Origin of the sequence: Streptomyces sp. NPDC058335, assembly GCF_042723915.1 — a bacterium.
Lineage (GTDB): Bacteria > Actinomycetota > Actinomycetes > Streptomycetales > Streptomycetaceae > Streptomyces.
In genome coordinates this window covers 90468-109624 of sequence record NZ_JBHXHX010000027.1, presented here as the reverse complement: position 1 = coordinate 109624, position 19157 = coordinate 90468, and the positions used below count along the sequence as shown (strand labels likewise).

The window sequence follows — 19157 nt, the reverse complement described above, 5'->3', positions numbered from 1 at the left end:
AGGTCGCCGTAGCGCGCCTGTGCGCGGTCGATCTGAGTCGGTGAGAGGTCGACGGCGTCCACGGCGGCGTGATGGGTGCGGGCGAGGTGGGCGGCTTGCCGGCCCGGGCCGCAGCCAAGGTCGAGCACGCGCAGGCCCGTCTCCATGCCGTCGGAGCCCTCCCACGCCCTTCTGCTCCCTCCGAGACCGTCAGCCCCAGTCTCACTCTCGCGAGCGATAGCGCGAAGGCACCGGTGATTCAAGCCGTCAGGACCACCGACACCGTCGCAGCGACGATCGTGACGGCAGCGAGTGCGACCATCACTGTCCTCAACGTCATCGCCCATCTCCTGGTGCGGGGAATTGAGGCAGTCCCGGCGGGACCCTCCAGGGTGCGGGCGATCCCTGTCCCTGTGCTGGCATCTGACGAGCCCGGGCGTCGCTCTTCCGTAACTGCACCCACCACACCCACGTGTCGTCTGTGTGGCCGGCGGATTTGGAATTAGCACTCGAGTCCGGGCGGTTGCGGAAGGTTTCCATACCCGCTCAACGACCGACTTCAGTCAGCGGCCGGTGCGTCACCCGTTTGCCGCGCTGCCCCATACGCCGCCAGGCGTGAAGGTACTGATGTGGCAGCCGGTCCCGCCCCGACCCACAGGCGCCCCGCACACCGGGCACACCCGTCGGCCCTCCTCATCCCGCTCCAGCGCGGCCGTACGCAGACAGCCCGTCGTTGAAGCACTCCGCGTCCTTCACCGGTTCCTGTCGGACGTCAGGCATAGATCGTCTGTTCGGTGACGCCGACGAGCCGGGCGGCCTGGCGACCTTCCTTCCGGATGCGACGAGATCGAGGACCTTGCGTCAACTTGGGCTGATAGCTGCTGGGCATCACGGCCTTCGAAGGCGAAGGCTGGCGGATCGTCAAATTGTTGACCCGGATGGGCGAATGAGGTGAACCATCAGCTCCATCGTGGCAAGCATGAGGCGACGACCGACCAACGGTGACTGAGCAAGGAAGATTAGGTGTCGGTTATGACAAGCCTTTCGCCCCCTGTTCTGGAAGCATTTCTCTCAGTCCTCCCTGAGGAGTACCGACAGCGGGTACAGAAGAAGCCCCCAGAGATTCAGGACGCCATGGCGCACCAGTGGCAGGAGGACTTCGAGACTGACGCAGGCCCAGACTCGCTGAACCCGGAGGCGCTAACCAGGAGCCAGAACGTGGTGGCTTCCAAAATGGCGCAGAGGTTGGTCGACAGCGAAGATGAGTAGGCCCATCCCCCCGTCTCCTTGCAGCACGCCGGGCTCCAAGGCGGATATGAGTTGAATGTCGCCAGGTATCTGCCACCACGGTGACCATCGCGGCGTGCAGCAGTTCCCAGGATGCAGACTCCCCTAGCCGCGCCTACCGTCGAAGAGGAGCAGCGACGACACCCACAGGGCCGCCGGAAGGCGGCTGCGGCAGCCGGTGCGGAGCGAGAGGCACCCCGTGACAAGTGAAACCCTGCGACAGCGCGGTCCCGCCCGGCCACGGCTCGTCGAGCGATGGCATGAGGCGGCCGACCGTAATCTCAGCCCTGTCCAACGGTCGCTGCTGGTGACATGGGCTTCCTTCGGAGCGACCTTCGGCACGGTGCGGTTGATCACGCATGGCATTCGAGGCGGGTGGCTGCCCTGGGGAAACATCTCCGCCGGCGGGAAGCATCTGCACCATTACAACCTCGGCATCGCCACACTCGCCGGCCTGGGCCTGATCGCTGTACGCGGTGACAGGCAAGCCGTTGGACACCCCGCCGTCGCCACCGCGTACGGCTGCGGCACCGCATTGATCGCGGACGAGTTCGCCCTCCTGCTGGACCTCCAGGACGTCTACTGGACCAGACAGGGACGAGTCAGTGTCGATGTGTCCCTGGGCATTCTGTCCATTCTCGGAACCTACCTCAGCGCCAAGCCCTTCTGGCACGAGATCATCAAGGTGACTCACCGTCACCTCGCCCGCACAGCCAAGCAGATCCTGCCAGCCGCAGGCTGATGATGGCATCCCACCGCGACTTCAATCCGGCCACTGACCAGTGAGACCGCGTCGAGCAGCGGCAGCATCTGGATGACGTCGTTGGAGTTGCCGTCCCGTGACTCGTCCGGCGCGCAGGCACGTCAGCCGGCCAGCGCCGTCAAGGCGCTGTGCAGCTCGCGGACGCCGCTGGCGTGTCGGTGCCGTTCGGCCAGTTCGGTGACGACGTGGCCGATCGACGGCCGGACGGTCGCCTACCTCGCCAGGGCTGGCACGGTAGGCGTCCAGCAGGGCACGGGCGGTCTGCTCGGGCCGCTGCCACGCCCACCAGACCCACCCGTGCCATGTCGGTGCCGTCTGCCCTGTGGATGCTCAGGTGATCGTTCCGCAGTGGGGGGTCGATAGTGTGGTTGCTTCGTGGGGTCGGTTTCCAGGAGGGCGAGTGTGCTGGTGGCTGTGTGGAGGGCGGCTTCCAGGCGGTCGGGGAAGTGCAGGGTGCCCCTTCCGCTGGGTGGGATGGTCCATTCGAGGTGTCCGGTGTCGCGGTAGGGCGGGGGGACAGGGGTCCAGCAGCCTTTGCCGACGTGACGGATTCCGGCGCCGATCCATTGCTGGTCGAGTCCGGGGGTGTGCAGCGGATCGTGCCACAGGGCGTTCAGTGCGAGCAGGCCGAGTTCCTCGGGGACGCTGAGGACGTTCCAGTAGCGTCCGGCTTCCAACAGCGCGGTGCCGGTTCCGTGGTCCCGTTGCCGTTTGCAGTCCCGGGGGTTCGTTGCGGCTGCCTTCGCGGCGCGGGTCGGCTCACGCGCGTAGTCGGCTGGGCCCGGTCAGTGTCGACGGGCCGGGGCGCTCCGACCCGTCGGTGTGGAACGGGAGCATCGGTTCTCCGCTGGCGGGCTCGGCCGGGGATCTGCTGGCGCTGGGTCCGACGACGTGCGCTGGGCACTCGGTGGGCATGATGATGGGTGTCATGGTTGCAGAGCGGGGGTCGGTGGCGTTCGCCCATCCGGGGCCGCTGGGGGCTTCGTCGTGGTCCGTCGCCACTCCCGCCGCGGGCTGGAACGGCGGGTGTGGCATTGAGATGGCGCCGACGGGGCGGCGCGTGCGATGCGGCGCCTCGTCCGGACTCCTTGGGCTGCCGGCTGACGTTCATGGGGGTAGGAGCGGCGCCGTGGCCGCGGTGATCACGGGTGCTCCGGGACCCGCCGAGGTCGTCGTGACCAGCTCGGTCGCGCAGCGGCCCGGCGCCGTGCTCGAAGCCCCGGAGGACGGCACCTTCCTGCACTTTCGGGTATCCGGCAGTCGGCCCATCAAGCCCGCCACGGCCAGGTATCGCCCCCGGCTCGCCACGCCGCAAGAACCCGCTGCGGTGATCACCGAATGCGTCGGAGCCATGCGATGACGTCCAAGAGCGGCGACGGCGACACCTCGGGCCCTGGCGAGCAGTCCGTCGATGAGCAGGCGGAATTTTCGGCCCTGCTGGAGGACAGCGCCGAGGACCTGTATGAGCACGCACCGTGCGGTTACCTCTCGACGCTGCTGGACGGAACGATCGTCAAGATCAACAGGACATTGCTCGAGTGGCTCGGCTGCGACAACGCCGACCTGGTGGGCCGAAAGACGTTCTCTGACCTGCTCACCGTGGGTGGCCAGCTCTACCACGAGACCCATTTCGCCCCGATGCTGCGCCTGCGGGGCGAAATCAGCGGGATCGCCCTGGAGCTCAAGGCGGCGGACGGCAGCCGATTGCCGGTCCTGGTGACCGCGGCGGTAAAGACCGGCGGTGACGGGCATCCGCTGTTGATCCGCGCCACCGTCTTCGACGCACGCGACCGCCGCGCCTACGAATCCGAACTGCTGCGCGCCCGACAGCAAGCCGAACGCGAACGCGAAGAACTCAGGCGCCTCAACGCGACTCTCCAACAGACCCTGCTGCCGCCAACGCTGATCAGCGTGCCCGGGCTGCACGTGGCCGCGCACTACCACATCGCCTCCACCGACAAGGTCGGTGGCGACTTCTACGACCTCTTTCCCCTCGCCGCCGGTGCCTGGGGACTGTTCCTGGGCGACGTATGCGGCAAGGGCGCCGCTGCCGCGGCCGTCACTTCGCTGGCCCGCTACTCCCTGCGGGCCGCCGCCGTGTACGACCCCGATCCGGTCGCCGTCCTGAGCAACCTCAACACGGTGCTCACTCACGAATACGGCGGCGACGATCCGAGGTTCTGTACCGTCGTCTTCGGGCTGCTCAGCCCTGACGCCGCTCGGGGCGGCTTTCACATCACCCTGGCCAGCGGCGGCCACCCCCCGGCCCTGCTCATGCGCGCCGACGGGGGTGTCGACTACCTGCCCACTCCCGGGGGACAGCTCATCGGTGTCCTACCCGACGCCCACATCGCCACCACCACCATCCGCCTCGACCCCGGCGACACCCTGCTGCTGTACACCGATGGCCTGACCGAAGCCCACACCGGACGAAACAGCGACGACCGCTATGGAGATGAAGCCCTACTCGACTTCGCCCAGGCACTGGCACCCACGACCGCATCCGGCGTCATCGACGCGATCCGTGAGCTGCTCGACACGTTCGGCACGGGCGTCGATGACGACACCGCGGTCCTCGCCATCGGCGTGCCCCAACCCGCCGGTGAAGACCAGGACTGACGCAGCCACCACCGTCCGCATCTCCCGGCCGGCCCCGTCAGCAGGAGCGCAGGCTGCTTGTTCACCTCGCGCAGGTCGCGGAGTCCGGCATTGACGTCCTCCTCCGGTGTACGGGTCGCCGCGGCGGTGATGACCACGCAGCCGGGCGGGCGTCCGAAATCGGTGTACTCGTGTGCGAATGCATGCAGCAGTTGTCCTACCGCGGCACGGGCCGTGGGCTTCCCCGCTCAGGCATGGGCCGCCGAACGCACCGCAGGTCTGCCTGTAGCGCAGGATTGCTTAGGTGACGCGCCTCCGCTTGTCCCCGATGGTCTCGTACAACTGCGTGCGTTGATGTTCGTCGAGACCCGACCGGCCACCTGCCCTTCGTCGAACGCAGAGGAATGGCTCAAGCTCATCACCACGTCCTTGACCAGCCGGCACGCTGACCCGGACCTGTGGCGGACTCGCGGGAGTGCGCCACAGGCCTATCGGCGAGTGGTGTATTAGGTGATTCGGCGCCGTGCATCGGGCCTTCGCCGGAGCCTGTGATACTGGCGGGTATGGATATCGTCCGCAGGAACAACGTCACACTCATCGGCAACCCGCAGGGGCCGACGGTGGTGCTGGCCCACGGATTCGGCTGCGATCAGAACATGTGGCGGCTGACGGTGCCTGCTCTCGTCGACGACTACCGTGTCGTGCTGTTCGACTACGTGGGTTCTGGCCGCTCGGATCTGTCCTCGTTCTCGGAGGACCGTTACGCCTCTCTCGACGGTTATGCCCAGGATGTGGTGGAGGTGTGCGAGGCGCTCGACCTGCGCGATGCCGTGTTCGTGGGGCATTCGGTCAGCGCGATGACCGGGGCGCTGGCCGCTGCCATGGCTCCGGAGCGCATCGGAGCACTGGTGATGGTTGCTCCCTCGCCGCGGTACATCGACGATGACGGCTACCGGGGCGGATTTAGCGCGCAGGACATCGACGAGCTGCTGGAGTCCCTGGACTCCAACTATCTGGGCTGGTCGGCAGCGATGGCGCCGGTGATCATGGGAAACCCGGAGCGGCCCGAGCTGGGGGAGGAGCTGAAGAACAGCTTCTGCGCCACTGATCCCGATATGGCGCGCGTCTTCGCCCGGACCACGTTCCTGTCGGATTCGCGGGATGATCTGAAGAGAGTGAGCGTGCCGACGCTGGTGCTGGAGTGCACCCAGGACGTCATTGCCCCCCGTGAAGTTGGTGCTTTCGTCCACCAGGCGATCCCCGGCTCGACGCTGGTCACACTCGACGCGACCGGGCACTGCCCCCACATGTCCGCGCCCGATGTCACTAATGAGGCGATCAGGAGCTTCCTGGCGGGCCTTCGGTGACGTGCCGAACCGGACAGCAGCCGGACCCGCATGATGCCGACGGCGAGAAGGCGTCGTTTGCAGTGTTCGCCGCGCTGCTGGAGGACAGTGTCGAGGAACTCTACGAGAGCGCTCCGTGCGGGTATCTGTCCACGTTGATGGATGGCACCATCGCGAAAATCAACGACACGCTGCTGGGCTGGCTCGGCCTGGAGCGGGATGCGGTGGTGGGCCGGATGCGTTTCGCCGACCTGCTGACTGTGGGTGGCAAGCTGTACCATGAGACGCACTTCGCGCCGCTGCTGCGGATGCAGGGTGAGATCAGCGGCATAGCCCTGGAACTGAGACACGCCGGCGATCGGATGCCGGTGCTGGTGTCCGCCGCCGTGAAGTACGGCAGTAACGGTGAGCCGCTCCTGATCCGCACCACCGTGTTCGACGCCCGGGACCGGCGCGCCTACGAAGAGGAACTCCTGCGAGCCCGGAAAGCGGCCGAAGAAGCGCGCAAGCAGGCGGAGGCCGACCGCACCCGCCTGCAGGACGCCCTGGCCGTGCTCCAGCAGTCGCTGCTGCCGGCCACCCTTGCCCGGGCTGGAGGCGGCCGCGCACTACCGCACGGCCTCTCCGGACCGGCTGGGCGGTGACTTCTACGACCTGTTCCCCATCGGCGGCAAGCGCTTCGCCTTCTTCCTCGGTGACGTGTGCGGCAAGGGCCCCCAAGCTGCCGCGGTCACGTCACTGACCCGTTACACCCTGCGTGCCGCCGCCGTACACGATCCCGATCCTGTTTCCGTCCTGTCGACCCTCAACAAGGTGCTTCACGAGCGATACACCGGCGGCGATCCGCGATACTGCACCGCCATCTTCGGCACTCTCGAACCCGATCCCACGACTGGGCGGACTGCCGTCCGTCTCGCCTCGGGCGGCCACCCGTCGGCCCTCGTTCTGCATGCCGACGGCACGGCTGACTTTCTGCCCGCCCCCGGCGGCCTCCTGGTCGGTGTCCTGCCCGACGCACGCTTCGCCACCGCCACCACCGACCTCACTCCCGGCGACACTCTCCTGCTGTACACCGACGGGCTCACAGAAGCCCGCATCGGCGACGACCGAACCGCCCTGTACGGGGAGGAGGCCCTGCGCACCTTCGCCGCCTGCCACGCCGGCAAGCCCGCGCATGCCGTCATCGAGGCGCTGACCGGCTTGCTGGATGACCTCGGCGACGGCCTCGACGACGACACCGCGCTGCTCGCCCTCGGTGTGCCCGCCCCCTGCCCTACGACCAAGAACACCGAATGAGCCCGCTGAAGATCATCACCCGAGATGCCCAGACCGGTCCCGTCCTGGAGATCGATGGCGTACTCGACTACGGCAACGCCACCGAACTGCGTGAACTGCTAACCACCCTCACCCTCCAGCCGGGTCAGCGCCTCGTCCTGGATCTGGCCGGCAGGGAATTCTGCGACTCCAGCGGCATTACCGCCCTGATCGCCGCCCGCAATCACACCCGAGCCGTCCAGGCCGACATCGCACCAGCCGCAGTCCCGGCCAGCACGCTGCGCATCCTGCGCATCGTGGGCCTCGACCAGATTTTCTCGTTTCATCCGGACAGCGACGCCGCCACCCAGCCCTGACCCCGGAACGTGAATTTGGACGGCGGCGTCAGAAGGCGCCCGCGGTGTGCGTGGTCGGCTTGCGGGTAAGCGAAAGGACGTCAAGCACCGATAACGGCGAACTCCACACAAGGGCCCCTGCATGGTCGCCCCGCTTCGTCGTCCTGCTTCGCCTTGCCGGTCCAGCCGCCGCGGTCGCGTGCTGGTAGCGGCATCATCGCAGCGTGATTTCTTCGCCGATCGACTGCGCGCGGGCGGAGGCGACGACCAGGGCCGTGGCCGCGGCGTCCTGCGCTGCCACGCCGACGGACTTGTAGAGGGTGATCTGGTCTCGTGTGGTGCGCCCGGGTCTGCTGCCGGCAATGAGTTCGCCCAGTTCGGCGTGCACGTGATCGGCTGTGATGAGGCTGGCGCGGATCGGCATGAGCAGGTCGTTGCTGCCCGCGGGGCGCGGGGCAAGCACGGCCTGGCGCGATTCACATGCCGACTGCGCAGGCCCCGGAATCCATTGCACAGGCGCCTCGCAACGAGTACCGCCGTCACTGCACATGCCGACTGTGCAACTCCCCAAGCACCGGGGAAGACCCGTGGCCGGCCCGACCACGAACCCGACCACGGCAGCCCGGGCGCATGTTGCGGGACCTTCGTCATCCCGCACAGCGGCCCCGGTCGCATCGCTCCCGCACGTCAGCTCCAGGGCATCGGCGGCCGCGCGCACATGGCGTGCGGGGAAGCGCGATGACCCGCTTCGGCGCGGGGAGTCAATCCACCTCGGATAAAGAGTGACATCTGCCCTACAGATGTGTGATTTCCCTCTGAGTAATGTATGAGCTTGCTATTCTGGAGAGGATTTGACTACCGGGAGAATGAGTTGAGTCAGCCGCCACAGGCCAAGAACACGAAGTCCGCCAGCGACGCCCGCAACGATCTCTACGGTCTGGTCAAGAGCGCCGAGGATGACAAGACCACGACGCTGATCCACAAGCACAAAGAGCGCGTTCTGCTGGCCCCGTTGGACCGGTTCCCGGCAGCCCGGAAGGCCGGCGCCTTCTCGTCCTGGACGCTGAGCGCGGCGCAGAAGGACTTCGGCACCCTGATCAGCCGGGCAGCCAGCGGTGAGCCCCAAGTACTCCGGCGGAGCAGTACACCGGTCGCGGTCCTTCTCCCCGCTGACCCCAACACGATTACCCTCTCATCCGACACGGCCGCGCGCCCTGGTGCAGTGCCCGCAGGAGGCGCGGTGACCAGTCAACTCACTCCCACCCGTGAGCGCGGCCGCCGCCTCGCCACCCTGGGCGACGCCATCGGCGACGTCCTCGCCTCCGGCACCGCCCCCGGCCTGTCCTTCGGCCTCGCGGGTCTGGACGAGGCGACCGGTGGCCTGCACCCGGGCCGCCTGGTCCTGGTCGCGGCCGAACCCCAGGTGGGCGGCAGCCTGATCGGCCTCGCCGCCGCCCGCACCACGCTCGCCCGCAACGCCCGCGTCCTGTACGCGGCATCTGGCCCGAGCAGCACCGACATCACGCGCCGCATCATCGCCGCGGAGGCCAGCGGCGACTACGCCCGCCTCAAGACCGGCGTCCTCACCGGACACGAGCGGGAAGTCGTCGAGCGGCTCCGGCACGCGCCGCTGCTCATCGATGACGGCAGCGACCTGACCGCCGAGGCCATCGCCGACACCGCCGCGGACACTACGCCGCTCGCCGACGGCCTGGCGCTCGTGGTCGTGGACCGGCTGCAGCGGGCCAGCAACCCGCGCCTGCCGCTGTCTGGCGAGCACCTGCCCGGGGCCAGCCAGATCCTGCGGGAACTGGCCCGCACCCAGAACGTGCCGGTCGTCGTGGTCCTGGACACCGACGACCCGGCCATCGTCAACCTCCTGGACGCCGACGTCATCCTCACCCTCGCCACCGCACCCGGCCAGCAGGTGACGACCGTGACCGTCGCTGAACGCGACCTGGGCATCATCGGCAGCACCAGCCTGCGCCCGGACTTCGCCCACGCCCGCTTCCTCGATAACCCCAACCCCGCCGCCTCTTTCCCGGCGCCCGTCGCCACTCCTGCGGCCACCAATCCCCTCACGGACACCGTGGGCACCGCCGCCGACAGCGAACTAGCCGAAGCCGCCCTGCCCTTCACCTCCGGCGCCGTCAAGGATCTATCTGCGGAGGCGACCCGCCTCCTTGCGGCCCTGCGCACCGCGCTCAACAGCGGCCACGCGAAGGACCTCGACGAACTCCACGCCCCGCTCAAGGCGCTGGCAGCGGCCGGAGTGCAGACTCCCGACAGCGCCGAGGGCCGCCGTCTCGCCGCCGCGCTGCACGCCTACAACGCGCCCGCTCCCACCATCACCCCCGCACAGGCTCCGGCCGAGGCTGCCGAAGGGGGCAAGGAGTCGGTCTCCGACGCCGACGGGGCGGGGCAGGACGGCGATGACGGCCTGGTCTCGGGCGATGAGGAAGACGAGCCAGAAGGTGCCGTCTTCCCCGCTCTGAGGATTCTCAAGGACGCGGTGGGACGTTCGAAGATGCACCCGATCCCGGTGATCCGCAAAGAGGACCGGGAAGACGGGCCATGGCCGCTGATCAGTGAGGACATGGACGGTGAGCCCCGCTGGGTCCACCCCGACGTCACCAGCACCCGCGTTGCCTACGAACGCAACGGGAAGCGCGTGCGCCGTGACCAACTCGACGTGCCGGCCTCGTTCGGCGGCGGCCTGATGTGCCTGATCGACCGCAACGGCAGCTTCCCCTCCGCCTGCTCAGCTGTCCCACTCGCCCCGAACAAGCTCCTGCACACCGGCCCCCTCGATGCCTTCGACAAGTCCCAGGCCGGCATCTACCTGATCGACATCCCGGAGTGGAGCTACCCAGGCATGCCGCACCCGCTGGGCCGGCTCGTTGATCGGCCCGACGAACAAGGCCGGGTGTGGGTGACTACCCCGCACGTCAAGCAACTCGAACGCCTTCACCGCGACGGTTACCTCGCCGAACCGGTGAGGATCCACAACTCATGGACGGGCAAGGCCAACGAGTCGCTGTTCAAGCCCTTCTACGCGGCCACCCGCGAGGCCCGCACCGAACTGATCAAGGTCGGAGGGGAGCCGTACAAGAACTACAAGACCCGCCTGTCCATCGCGCTGCGTCTGCTGTGGCCCAAGCGGCCCGAGTCGCGGTCCCCGTTCTGGCGGCCGGACTGGCGCATGAGCATGGTCGCCGAAGCCTCCGTCCGTCACTGGACCGTCGCCTTCAAGGCCGTCCAGGAAGGCCACACCCTCATCGCCCTGCGCAACGTCGACGCCGCCATCTTCTGGACCCCCGACGAGACGCCGCCCGGCACCTACCGGATCGGGACCGGGTTCGGCGAAGTAAAGGCCACGTTCATCCAGCCTGGCACGTTCATCCCGGAAGGTGACGACTGATGGCCGGCCCCACAGGCCGCGGCAGCTCCCTCGGCGCCGCACTCAACGACCTCCTGCGTGAGCAGGTCAGCCCGCGCCACCGGCTGTCCACCTACAGCGCCAAGCAATGGCACGCCCAACTCAGCCAGCTCACCGGCACCCGACGCGGCTGCGAGGCCCTCGACAGCGCCGGCCTCGACGTCCGGCCGGACACCCTGTTCAAGTGGCTGTCGGATCCCGAGTACAACGTGCGCCGCAGCTACCGCGACGTCATCCACACCGCGTACGAGAACGTCGCCATCGTCCCCGCTGAACCCCTCCCCGACACCGTCAAGAGGGGCCAGTTCGAGATCAGCGGGCTCGTCAAAACAGGCGACGACGAACGCGAACGCGGCACTCGCCGCGCCGCCCCGCTGCGTATCGACGCCAGCCGCGGCGACTGGACCGAGATCGAGGCACTGTGGCTGGCCGGGGACCTGCGCGACAACGACTTCGAAGACCTCTTCGTCGACGAGATCATCGTCGCGGACATCGGTGAAGGCACCGACGGATGGGAGTTTGGCGGAGACTCTTACGCCGTCGAACTCAGGTGATGTTCGGCTAGAGGTTGTCCCGTAACCGGTGGGGCCGTTGGTGCGTTGGGCGGGCATGGGTGGGGTGATCTCAGCGGATGATCCGAAGTGGATCGAGCCGTTCGCGGGTTTGACCGAGGTGCAGTTCGCCAGGTTGGTGGCGCTGGTGCGGCGTCGTGGTGGTGACATTCAGCGTGGCCGGCCGTGGCGGCTGTCTTTGGGGGACCGGGTGTTGCTGGTGGCGACGTACTGGCGCACGAATCTCACGTTGCGGCAGGTGGCGCCGTTGTTCGGGGTGTCGAAGTCCGCGGCCGACAGAATCCTGGACCACCTGGCGCCTCTGCCGGCGATCTCGCCTGCCCGGCGGCCGCGCAAGGACACCGTCCACATCGTCGACGGCACTCTGGTGCCCACCCGCGACCGCAGCGTCGCGGCCTCGAGCAAGAACTACCGGTACTCGACCAACCTGCAAGTGGTCATCGACGCCCACAGCCGCCTGGTGGTGGCAATCGGCCTGCCACTGCCCGGGAGCCGCAACGACTGCCGGGCCTTCAGCGAGTCCGGCGTCGCCCGGGCCTGCCGTGGAGCCCCCACCATCACCGACGGCGGATACCAGGGCACCGGCCTGCTCATCCCGCACCGCAAACGGCGAGGCCAGACACACCTCAGCCCACAGCAGGAAGCGGAGAACGCTGTCCACCGCCGGGCGAGAGCCCGGGTGGAACACGCCCTGTCGCGGCTGAAGAACTGGAAAATCCTGCGCGACTGCCGGCTCAAGGGCAACGGCGTTCACCAAGCCATGCTCGGCACCGCCCGACTCCACAACCTGACCCTCACCGGATAACTCACCTTCCATACGGGACAACCTCTAGGTGCGGGTGCTGGTGTGCCGCACCGTGGTGCCCCATGCCTGCATGACGGGGGCCATGCACCGCTGGCACAGCAGGATGCCGCCGCGGCCGTACTTGTGGGTCTTGCGCTGGCACATGGCGCAGGGACCGACCTGGCTGCCCAGGCAGACGGCGCGGACGGGTCGGGTTCGTTGACCGGGGGTGGGGGAGTGGTGTTCATCGGCGGTGTCCTTCAGGCGGCGTGAGGATCGGTGCGTGGGTGCTGCCGTCGGATAGAGACAATGCAACCGCCCTGCTCGAGCGGTGCTCCTCTCGCCGAAGGGTGCCGGGCCTTGCGGGTGTGTCAGGGCCAGGTCCGCGACGGCGCGGGCGGGCTGGAGGGAGCGTCCAAGCGCTGGCGGTTACTGGCCGGGGTGAACAGCCTGGACGCCGGTGCCTGCGTATGCCTTGGGCGTCAGCGTGAGCAGAAACCGGCCGCTCGGATGGACGGCTGAGGGCCTGGAAGCGTGGATGGCGTGGACGGCGGCCCAGGAGTGCCCGAAGCGCAGCAGTTCGGTGGCGGTGACCGCGGCGTCGGTGTCGAACGCCTCGATCCGGATGAAACGCAAACCCTTGATGTAACCGAGCAGGCCGGGCCGCTCGGCGTCACCGGCCGTCAGGGACAGCACCGGCGCGTACAGGCTGCCAAGTCCGCCGGAGGCCTGGACATAGAACGCGGCGACCGCTTCGTTGAACGGGTCCTTCGGGTCGTACAGAGCGGTAGCGGTGGTGTGGTCCAAAACGACCGCGATCGCCGCCACTACGCGGCCGTCTGCGAATTGTGCTGCGCCCCGCCCAGGCGCTCCAGCAGCGCACGGGCCTTCGCTTCCGCCTCCGGACTCGGCGCGCTGCCGAGGGCGGAGGTGAGTTCGGCGCGGGCCAACTCGGCACGCTCGGCGTATTCGGCCTGCGTCGGCGTGCTCTGCGCCAGCTCCTCGACCAGGCTGCGGATGGTCGTGCCGTGCTCGGCCGCCAACCTCGCCAGCCGGTCCCGCGCGGTCGCGCTCACCTTAATGCTCGTCTCGTCTGCTGCCATATCCTGAGTCTACCCGCGTTCCTCTACTGACGGTAGAGGAACCGTAGTCGGAGCACTGGTACCGCCACCTGTGGCGTAGCTGACGCCTTTGCTTATTGCATCTTGTAGAGCTTCGCCACGCTCGCTGCCGACGGCGGCGAGCGTGCGTGCAGGAGTGAAGGCGGGGCCGTCACGTTCCCGTCCTCACGTTTTCCACGCTACGCCTCGACTGCAGCGTTTCGGCTGTCGGCGGCCGTCGGCGTGGTGGCGGATGATGAAGTCGGTCAACCGGGTGAGGCCGAAGCTTCGCCAGTTGGTCACCAGGCTCACCCTCGCCAGCGCCGTACTCACCGCAGAAGACGGCCGCCCAGCACAGGGTCCGTCTGACGCCGACAACGTTGGCGCCGGAACACGAGCCGCAGGCACACACTGCGGTGGACTCGTGCACTGTGCCGCGCGCTGAGGAACCGAGTCGAGGCCGCCCTGAGCCGGCGCCTGGGGATGATGCCCAACCCGTCGGTGTCGGCCGGCCCGGCGATGACTGAGGCGACCGGGCGGTGCGACGGCTGGTGGCGGCTCGTAGGCTGCGGCCATGACCGAGATTCAGACTCCGACGCCCTCGGAAGCCTTTGACCTGCTGCTGGCCGGTAACCAGCGCTTCGTCGCCGGCGTCCCCGAGCACCCGAACCAGGACGCTACCCGCCGCGCCGAGATCGCACCGGGCCAGCAGCCCTTCGCCGTGCTGTTCGGGTGTTCCGACTCCAGGCTGGCCGCCGAGATCATCTTCGACCGCGGCCTGGGCGACCTCTTCGTGGTGCGCACCGCGGGCCACGTCGTAGGTGCGGAGGTGCTGGGCAGCATCGAATACGGCGTGGACGTGCTGGGCAGCCCGCTGGTCGTGGTGCTCGGACATGACTCGTGCGGCGCGGTGGGTGCGGCGTGCGCCGCGCTGGACGACGGCATGGCACCGGCCGGGTACGTCCGGGACGTGGTCGAGCGGGTGACCCCCAGCGTGCTGGCGGCGCGGGCCGCTGGACTGGTTGAGCCGCAGGAGATCCTCGCCGAGCACATAAGGCACACCGTCGATCTGCTGCTGGACCGCTCCCGGGTACTCGCCGAGAAGGTGGCCGCCGGCCAGGCCGCGGTGGTGGGCCTGTGCTACCGGCTGGCCGACGGCAGCGTACGGGTAGTCGCGTCCCGCGGCCTCGAGACGCACGTCGCCACCACATCCTGATCACCTCGGCCGCGGCTGCCCCAGCGTGCATGTGCCGCGGCCGGAAGGGACCCCACCTTGCTCAATCAGGGTGGGTGGAAGGCGGATGGCTGGGTGCATCGGCAGGCACACCGAACAACGTGGATGCTGGTCACACCGTGGGCCGGGGCCTGCGGCGCGGCGGAGCCGGTTGGCGATCGCCAGTCCCAGCCCTCTCCTCTACCGGCAGGGACGCGACGATGAGGTCACAGCCCTGCTCGTCGAGTTCGCGCAGGAGCCCATACAGCCCCCTCGCGTACGCAGCCGTCGAAGCGGGACCGCCACCACGGCGTGCGCCTTGACCTGGGCGTCGGCGAGAGCGGGCGGAAGAAGGACGCCGGCCCGGTGCCCCAAGCTCCTGTGCGAACTCTGCTTCGGCGACGACCTTCTCCGCCTCGACAAGGACAACCCGCGCCCGGGGGGTGCCTCTATGTCCTTCGTCAAGCCTGAGGTGGTCATGCGGTGGCTGCTTCGGGATGGCGGGGTTCGTAGAAGGTGCCGAGAGGTCGCGGAGACCCGGTGGTCCTCGGGCCGCAGGCGTGCCAAGACACCAGCGTTGGTCGTTGCGGCGTTCCGGCACTTCGATAGCCGCGACGGGTTTCCGCTCTTGCACGACCACTGCCTGGTCCTCAACCGCGTGCAGCGCAGGGGCGACGACGGTGAGCCGGTGTGGGGCGCTTTGGACACCCGCGGTCTCTACCGGCATGTGGTGGCGGCCGGGACGCTTTACACCCTCGCGATGACGACCGGGGTGTGTGAGGACGGCAAGCCGCCCCGGGAGTCGAGCCGCTACGAGCGGGCCCAGGTCGCCAGCCTCGCCGTGCAGAACGCGATCCGCGCCGCCCGTACCCCGCCCGCCGCCGCGCGGGACGACGCCCGGCCGCGACCGCGTCGGCCGCCGCGCACGCCGACGACCAACACCACGACCAGGCGTCAGACGCGCCGCACGTCGTCGACCACCAGGGCCGGGAGGCCGCTCTCACCCCGGTGCAGCGGGCCGCCGCCGTCCAAGCCCACCAGCAGGCCGCGATACCGCAGGAGTACCTGGAGGGGCGTACGACCGACCCGGCGACGTGGATGCGCACTCCGGAGAACCTGGAATGGTTCGCTGCCATCATTCGTGCGGCCAACGCCCGCCGCCGCGCCATCGAGGACGGGGAGTTCCCAGCTCCGGCCGCCGACCCGGCCGGACCGGTCGACCCGCGCCGCCAGGAGCACGAGCAGCACCAGCAGCCCGGCCCCGGCCAAGGCCAGGGCTTCCAGCCGTGACGAACGACGGACCGTCCGGCGGGACAGAGGAGGAAGTCACCGCGCCAGCAGTCGGGACGTGACCGGCCGCCCGGCCTCGGGGCGCGCGGGGAGAGGCGAGTGTTTGATGGCGGGCCCGACGGGCGCGCGCGGCACCCCGGCCGGGCGGTGCGCATTAACGAGCCCGTCGACGTCTTGGTGGCCAAGGTGCGCCGCTATACCGAGTGGTTCGAACTTCTGGCGCCGAAGGCCGACAAGGACAAGGCGCAGATGACCCGGGGCGCGGCGGTGCACGCGTTCCGGCTGTGGTCGCGGATCTACCCGGCGACCGGCCGGGAGGGCTACGTGCCGGTGGCGTTCGTGTTCACCGGGAAGACCGCTGCGCAACGCGTCAGCCGGATTTGACGCCTGGAGCAGGCCGCCCGCGCCTGCTTCGCCGACGAGCCGTACCCGGGCCAGGGTGCGGGGATCACGGCCGTCGACTACCACCAGGCTGTGCCCGTGGTCGTCACCGAGCGGGAGCGGATCACCGCCGGCCCGGACGGGGCCGCAGGAAAGGTGTGGCGCAGGCTCGGGCGCGATGAGGATGAGTGGCAGACGCTGACGGAGGCCCTGGACAACGCCGACGGTGACCGGCTGTACGCGGTCCAATGGGAGCAGGCCCGCCGCCGGGCAGAGCGCGAGGCCGCGGAGCGCGAAGGGCAGCGGCCGGTGTGCTGGGATTCGGTCTCCTCCACCAGGGCCGCCTGGAGCCTCTTCTGAGGCTCGTCTGCTGTCCGGCGCGGTAGCGCTGCACGGTACGGGGCGACCCAGCTGTTCGGCCCAGGGCCTTCGTCGACCGCTTGGCGCGCGTGTAGAGGAACTCCACCTGGGCCTTTGCGGATTTCGGCGCGGGCCGGGTGAACACCTTGCGCTCCGCCCGCTTGAGGGCGTCCAGGACCCTGTTGCGGCGTGGGGCCGGCGGCTGCGTGTCGTCGCTGTCGATCATTCCTCCAGCAGACACCCGTTCCCCTGTGGACAGATTCCGCGGCCAGGCGCCCGACCACTGCGGGAGGGGTTGATGTGACGACGCAGCGCAGTTGGCAAATCAGCATGCTTGTTGGCAAAGGAGGCTTATGCCGTCCTTGCGGTGCTGTGTGACAAGGCGTATTCGTCGCACGCCAATCGCGACCGCGCGCTGGGGGCGCCCGCGGCAGAGTCGAATTCGACGGCTGCAGACTGTTCGGAGCGGCCACTTCCCCATCCGTCCACTGCGCTAGTCACGTGTCGGGCGGCGTCAAGCCGAAGGACCACTCCTATGGAACCTTCACCGCACCCGCCCTGGCTGGCACGCTTTCCAAGCGCCGCCAAAGAACCGGGCCGTGATCAAGTGCCCGCACACCGGCACGCCCAAATGAAACTGCCTCAGCAAGGAGTTCAGCATGAGCGCCACGGAAGATAAAAAATGGCTCTATGCCGTCGACCTCTCCGACGCCGAATGGCATAGCGTGCCTGGCGCACTCTACGGTGGGATTGAGATCGCCTACCCGGAGCGCGGGGCGGTGGCCATGCGCAATACCGAGGACCGGGAAACGGTAACCCGTTATACAGAGGCCGAGTGGGAGGCGGGCGTGCTGGGCGCGCAGGACAGCGAGTTCGACCCGGATCGCTAGTACTCCAGCAGCGCTTCTCCATTTTCGCTGGTCAAAGGCCTGAGTGTGGGGAGTGTAGTGCTGTGGAACCGGGTGTCGGGCGGTCTTTCGCGGACCGTCCCACCAACGGGTGGCTGCGCCGCATGTAATGACAGTGCTCCGGGCAGTGCGCCGATGTGAGCGAGCTTGCATCAGAGAACGCCTGGGACAATGAATTTGCTGATCTTGTCCTGCGGATCGGAGCCAGGTTCACGCGGGTGGAACCCCGGCGGCGAGCACGCGACTATATCCGTGGGCTCCTGGGGCAAGTCGGCCGCAAGAACAGCTGGCAGCTTGCCGAACACGCGGGTCACGCCACACCGGACGGCCTTCAGCGACTGCTGTCCCGCTGCCGCTGGGACCCGGACGAGATCCGCGACGACCTGCAGGCCTACGTCGCCGAACGTCTTGGGGCCGACGGCGGTGTGCTGATCATCGACGACACCGGATTCGTCAAGAAGGGCACCACCTCCGCCGGCGTCCAGCGCCAATACACCGGCACCGCCGGCCGCACCGAGAACTGCCAGATCGGCGTCTTCGCCGCCTACTCCACCACCCGTGGCCACGCCTTGGTCGACCGCGAACTCTATCTGCCCAGGTCCTGGGCCGAGGACCAGGACCGCTGCCGATCAGCCCGGATCCCCGACGGGCGTGTCTTTGCCACGAAGGGAGAGTTGGCTCGGAACGTGATCACGCGGGCGCTCGCCTCCCCGTTGCCGATCGCCTGGGGCACGGCCGATTCCGCCTACGGACAGGACTCCCACTTTCGACGTTTCCTCGAGGAAGCAGGCCTGTCCTACGTCGTGGCGGTGCCCAAGTCTCAGCAGGTCCACGGCCCGCGCATCGACCACCTCGTCGGCCAGGCCCCGCCAGAGGCCTGGCAACGCCTGTCCGCCGGAAGCGGAGCCAAGGGCGAGCGCTTGTACGACTGGGCCGCCGCCCGCCTACCCGCCGTCGGGGAGTTCGACGGCGATGAACCCACCCGACAGCGCTGGATGTTGGCCCGCCGCAGCATCACCAGACCCGATGAGATCGCCTACTACCTCGCCTGCGCGTCCCTGGAAGCCACCCTGGCTGACCTCGTCCGCGTCGCGGGCTGCCGATGGAAGATCGAGGAGTGCTTCCAGAGCGCGAAGAACGAGTGCGGCTTGGATCAGTACGAGGTCCGCCGCTACGTGGGCTGGTACCGGCACATCACGCTCGCCATGCTCGCCCACGCGTTCCTGGCGGTGATGGCCAGCCAGGAACGCGAAAAAGGGGTGCCGACCGGGACACATCCGACCTCGTGGCCCTCACGCCAGCAGAGATCCGCCGTCTGCTGGCAGTTGGCCCCCGCCACCACCCTCCCGACCGCAGCCATGCCATGAGGTGGTCACGGTGGCGACGCCGCCACCAGGCGAACGCACGCCATTGCCATTACATGCGGCGCGGCCACCCGTTGGTGGGACGGTCCGCGAAAGACCGCCCCACACCCGGTTCCACAGCATTACACTCCCCACACTCAGGCCTTTGACCAGTGAAAATGGA

Annotated in this window: 20 protein-coding genes and 2 pseudogenes; 17 read left to right on the top strand and 5 right to left on the bottom strand. The window is 68.5% G+C overall.

Annotated elements, in window-relative coordinates:
* Nucleotides 1–146, bottom strand: a 146-nt coding sequence (locus tag ACFWJX_RS36640; protein WP_383250793.1) for an SAM-dependent methyltransferase, incomplete at its 3' end; no start/stop codon positions are given.
* Nucleotides 147–1002: 856 nt separating this feature from the next.
* On the opposite strand from ACFWJX_RS36640, the gene ACFWJX_RS36635 reads away from it, so the two are divergent.
* From ACFWJX_RS36635 to ACFWJX_RS36605, 7 genes and pseudogenes are all read left to right on the top strand, one after another.
* Nucleotides 1003–1248 carry a hypothetical protein gene (locus ACFWJX_RS36635; protein ID WP_383250777.1) on the top strand — a complete coding sequence of 82 codons (246 nt, stop codon included), beginning with the start codon at nt 1003–1005 and terminating at the stop codon, nt 1246–1248.
* Nucleotides 1249–1465: 217 nt separating this feature from the next.
* Nucleotides 1466–2008, top strand: coding sequence for a hypothetical protein (locus tag ACFWJX_RS36630; protein ID WP_383250775.1), 543 nt, complete (start codon nt 1466–1468; stop codon nt 2006–2008).
* 1150 nt (nt 2009–3158) lie between these two features.
* Nucleotides 3159–3389, top strand: coding sequence for a hypothetical protein (locus ACFWJX_RS36625; protein WP_383250774.1), 231 nt, complete (start codon nt 3159–3161; stop codon nt 3387–3389).
* Nucleotides 3386–4648: a SpoIIE family protein phosphatase gene (locus ACFWJX_RS36620; protein ID WP_383250773.1), complete on the top strand. Its 1263-nt coding sequence runs from the start codon at nt 3386–3388 to the stop codon at nt 4646–4648. Before ACFWJX_RS36625 ends, ACFWJX_RS36620 begins: the two co-directional genes overlap by 4 nt.
* A gap of 542 nt (nt 4649–5190) precedes the next feature.
* Nucleotides 5191–5994 (top strand): alpha/beta fold hydrolase, encoded by an 804-nt coding sequence (locus ACFWJX_RS36615; RefSeq protein WP_383250771.1) that lies wholly within the window; start codon nt 5191–5193, stop codon nt 5992–5994.
* A pseudogene (locus ACFWJX_RS36610) lies at nt 5991–7269 on the top strand (PP2C family protein-serine/threonine phosphatase). Before ACFWJX_RS36615 ends, ACFWJX_RS36610 begins: the two are co-directional and overlap by 4 nt.
* Nucleotides 7266–7604: an STAS domain-containing protein gene (locus tag ACFWJX_RS36605; protein ID WP_383250769.1), complete on the top strand. Its 339-nt coding sequence runs from the start codon at nt 7266–7268 to the stop codon at nt 7602–7604. Before ACFWJX_RS36610 ends, ACFWJX_RS36605 begins: the two are co-directional and overlap by 4 nt.
* A gap of 193 nt (nt 7605–7797) precedes the next feature.
* Here ACFWJX_RS36605 and ACFWJX_RS36600 read toward each other — a convergent pair whose 3' ends face one another.
* Nucleotides 7798–8007 (bottom strand): hypothetical protein, encoded by a 210-nt coding sequence (locus ACFWJX_RS36600; RefSeq protein WP_383250767.1) that lies wholly within the window; start codon nt 8005–8007, stop codon nt 7798–7800.
* Nucleotides 8008–8454: 447 nt separating this feature from the next.
* Here ACFWJX_RS36600 and ACFWJX_RS36595 point away from each other — a divergent pair, with 447 nt between their 5' ends.
* The 3 genes from ACFWJX_RS36595 to ACFWJX_RS36585 are packed head-to-tail and all read left to right on the top strand — an operon-like array spanning nt 8455 to nt 12399.
* Entirely contained in the window at nt 8455–11004 is a 2550-nt protein-coding gene (locus ACFWJX_RS36595) for a type II toxin-antitoxin system prevent-host-death family antitoxin (RefSeq protein WP_383250765.1), read from the top strand.
* Complete coding sequence (locus ACFWJX_RS36590; protein ID WP_383250763.1) at nt 11004–11576, top strand: hypothetical protein; 573 nt, start codon at nt 11004–11006, stop codon at nt 11574–11576. Before ACFWJX_RS36595 ends, ACFWJX_RS36590 begins: the two co-directional genes overlap by 1 nt.
* A 55-nt stretch (nt 11577–11631) precedes the next feature.
* Nucleotides 11632–12399, top strand: a complete 768-nt coding sequence (locus ACFWJX_RS36585) for a transposase (protein WP_383250761.1) — start codon at nt 11632–11634, stop codon at nt 12397–12399.
* 408 nt (nt 12400–12807) lie between these two features.
* Here ACFWJX_RS36585 and ACFWJX_RS36580 read toward each other — a convergent pair whose 3' ends face one another.
* Both ACFWJX_RS36580 and ACFWJX_RS36575 read right to left on the bottom strand, forming a co-directional pair.
* Nucleotides 12808–13206, bottom strand: a complete 399-nt coding sequence (locus tag ACFWJX_RS36580; RefSeq protein ID WP_383250758.1) for a hypothetical protein — start codon at nt 13204–13206, stop codon at nt 12808–12810.
* Nucleotides 13206–13481 carry a hypothetical protein gene (locus tag ACFWJX_RS36575; protein ID WP_383250756.1) on the bottom strand — a complete coding sequence of 92 codons (276 nt, stop codon included), beginning with the start codon at nt 13479–13481 and terminating at the stop codon, nt 13206–13208. Before ACFWJX_RS36575 ends, ACFWJX_RS36580 begins: the two co-directional genes overlap by 1 nt.
* Nucleotides 13482–14052: 571 nt before the next feature.
* Here ACFWJX_RS36575 and ACFWJX_RS36570 point away from each other — a divergent pair.
* Nucleotides 14053–14694 carry a carbonic anhydrase gene (locus ACFWJX_RS36570; protein ID WP_383250754.1) on the top strand — a complete coding sequence of 214 codons (642 nt, stop codon included), beginning with the start codon at nt 14053–14055 and terminating at the stop codon, nt 14692–14694.
* Nucleotides 14695–14824: 130 nt separating this feature from the next.
* Here the strand turns inward: ACFWJX_RS36570 and ACFWJX_RS36565 are convergent, their stop codons facing one another.
* Complete coding sequence (locus tag ACFWJX_RS36565; RefSeq protein WP_383250791.1) at nt 14825–15190, bottom strand: Sua5 family C-terminal domain-containing protein; 366 nt, start codon at nt 15188–15190, stop codon at nt 14825–14827.
* Between ACFWJX_RS36565 and ACFWJX_RS36560 the strand changes: the two are divergent.
* The 6 genes and pseudogenes from ACFWJX_RS36560 to ACFWJX_RS36535 form a co-directional block, all read left to right on the top strand.
* Nucleotides 15143–15436 (top strand): annotated as a pseudogene (locus tag ACFWJX_RS36560) (relaxase domain-containing protein); the annotation flags it as partial. The gene ACFWJX_RS36565 and the pseudogene ACFWJX_RS36560 sit on opposite strands and share 48 nt — an antisense overlap.
* A 263-nt stretch (nt 15437–15699) precedes the next feature.
* Nucleotides 15700–15981, top strand: a complete 282-nt coding sequence (locus ACFWJX_RS36555; RefSeq protein ID WP_383250752.1) for a hypothetical protein — start codon at nt 15700–15702, stop codon at nt 15979–15981.
* Nucleotides 15982–16080: 99 nt separating this feature from the next.
* The gene (locus tag ACFWJX_RS36550; protein ID WP_383250750.1) at nt 16081–16365 is read left to right on the top strand and encodes a hypothetical protein; all 285 of its coding nucleotides are present in this window, start codon (nt 16081–16083) and stop codon (nt 16363–16365) included.
* A 90-nt stretch (nt 16366–16455) separates the two neighbouring features.
* Nucleotides 16456–16722, top strand: a complete 267-nt coding sequence (locus ACFWJX_RS36545) for a hypothetical protein (RefSeq protein ID WP_383250748.1) — start codon at nt 16456–16458, stop codon at nt 16720–16722.
* Nucleotides 16723–17381: 659 nt separating this feature from the next.
* A complete protein-coding gene (locus ACFWJX_RS36540) occupies nt 17382–17612 on the top strand; it encodes a DUF397 domain-containing protein (RefSeq protein ID WP_383250746.1) in 231 nt (76 codons plus the stop codon).
* Nucleotides 17613–17767: 155 nt separating this feature from the next.
* On the top strand, nt 17768–18997 hold the full coding sequence (locus tag ACFWJX_RS36535; protein ID WP_383250744.1) for an IS701 family transposase: 1230 nt from the start codon (nt 17768–17770) through the stop codon (nt 18995–18997).
* Nucleotides 18998–19157: the final 160 nt, after the last annotated feature.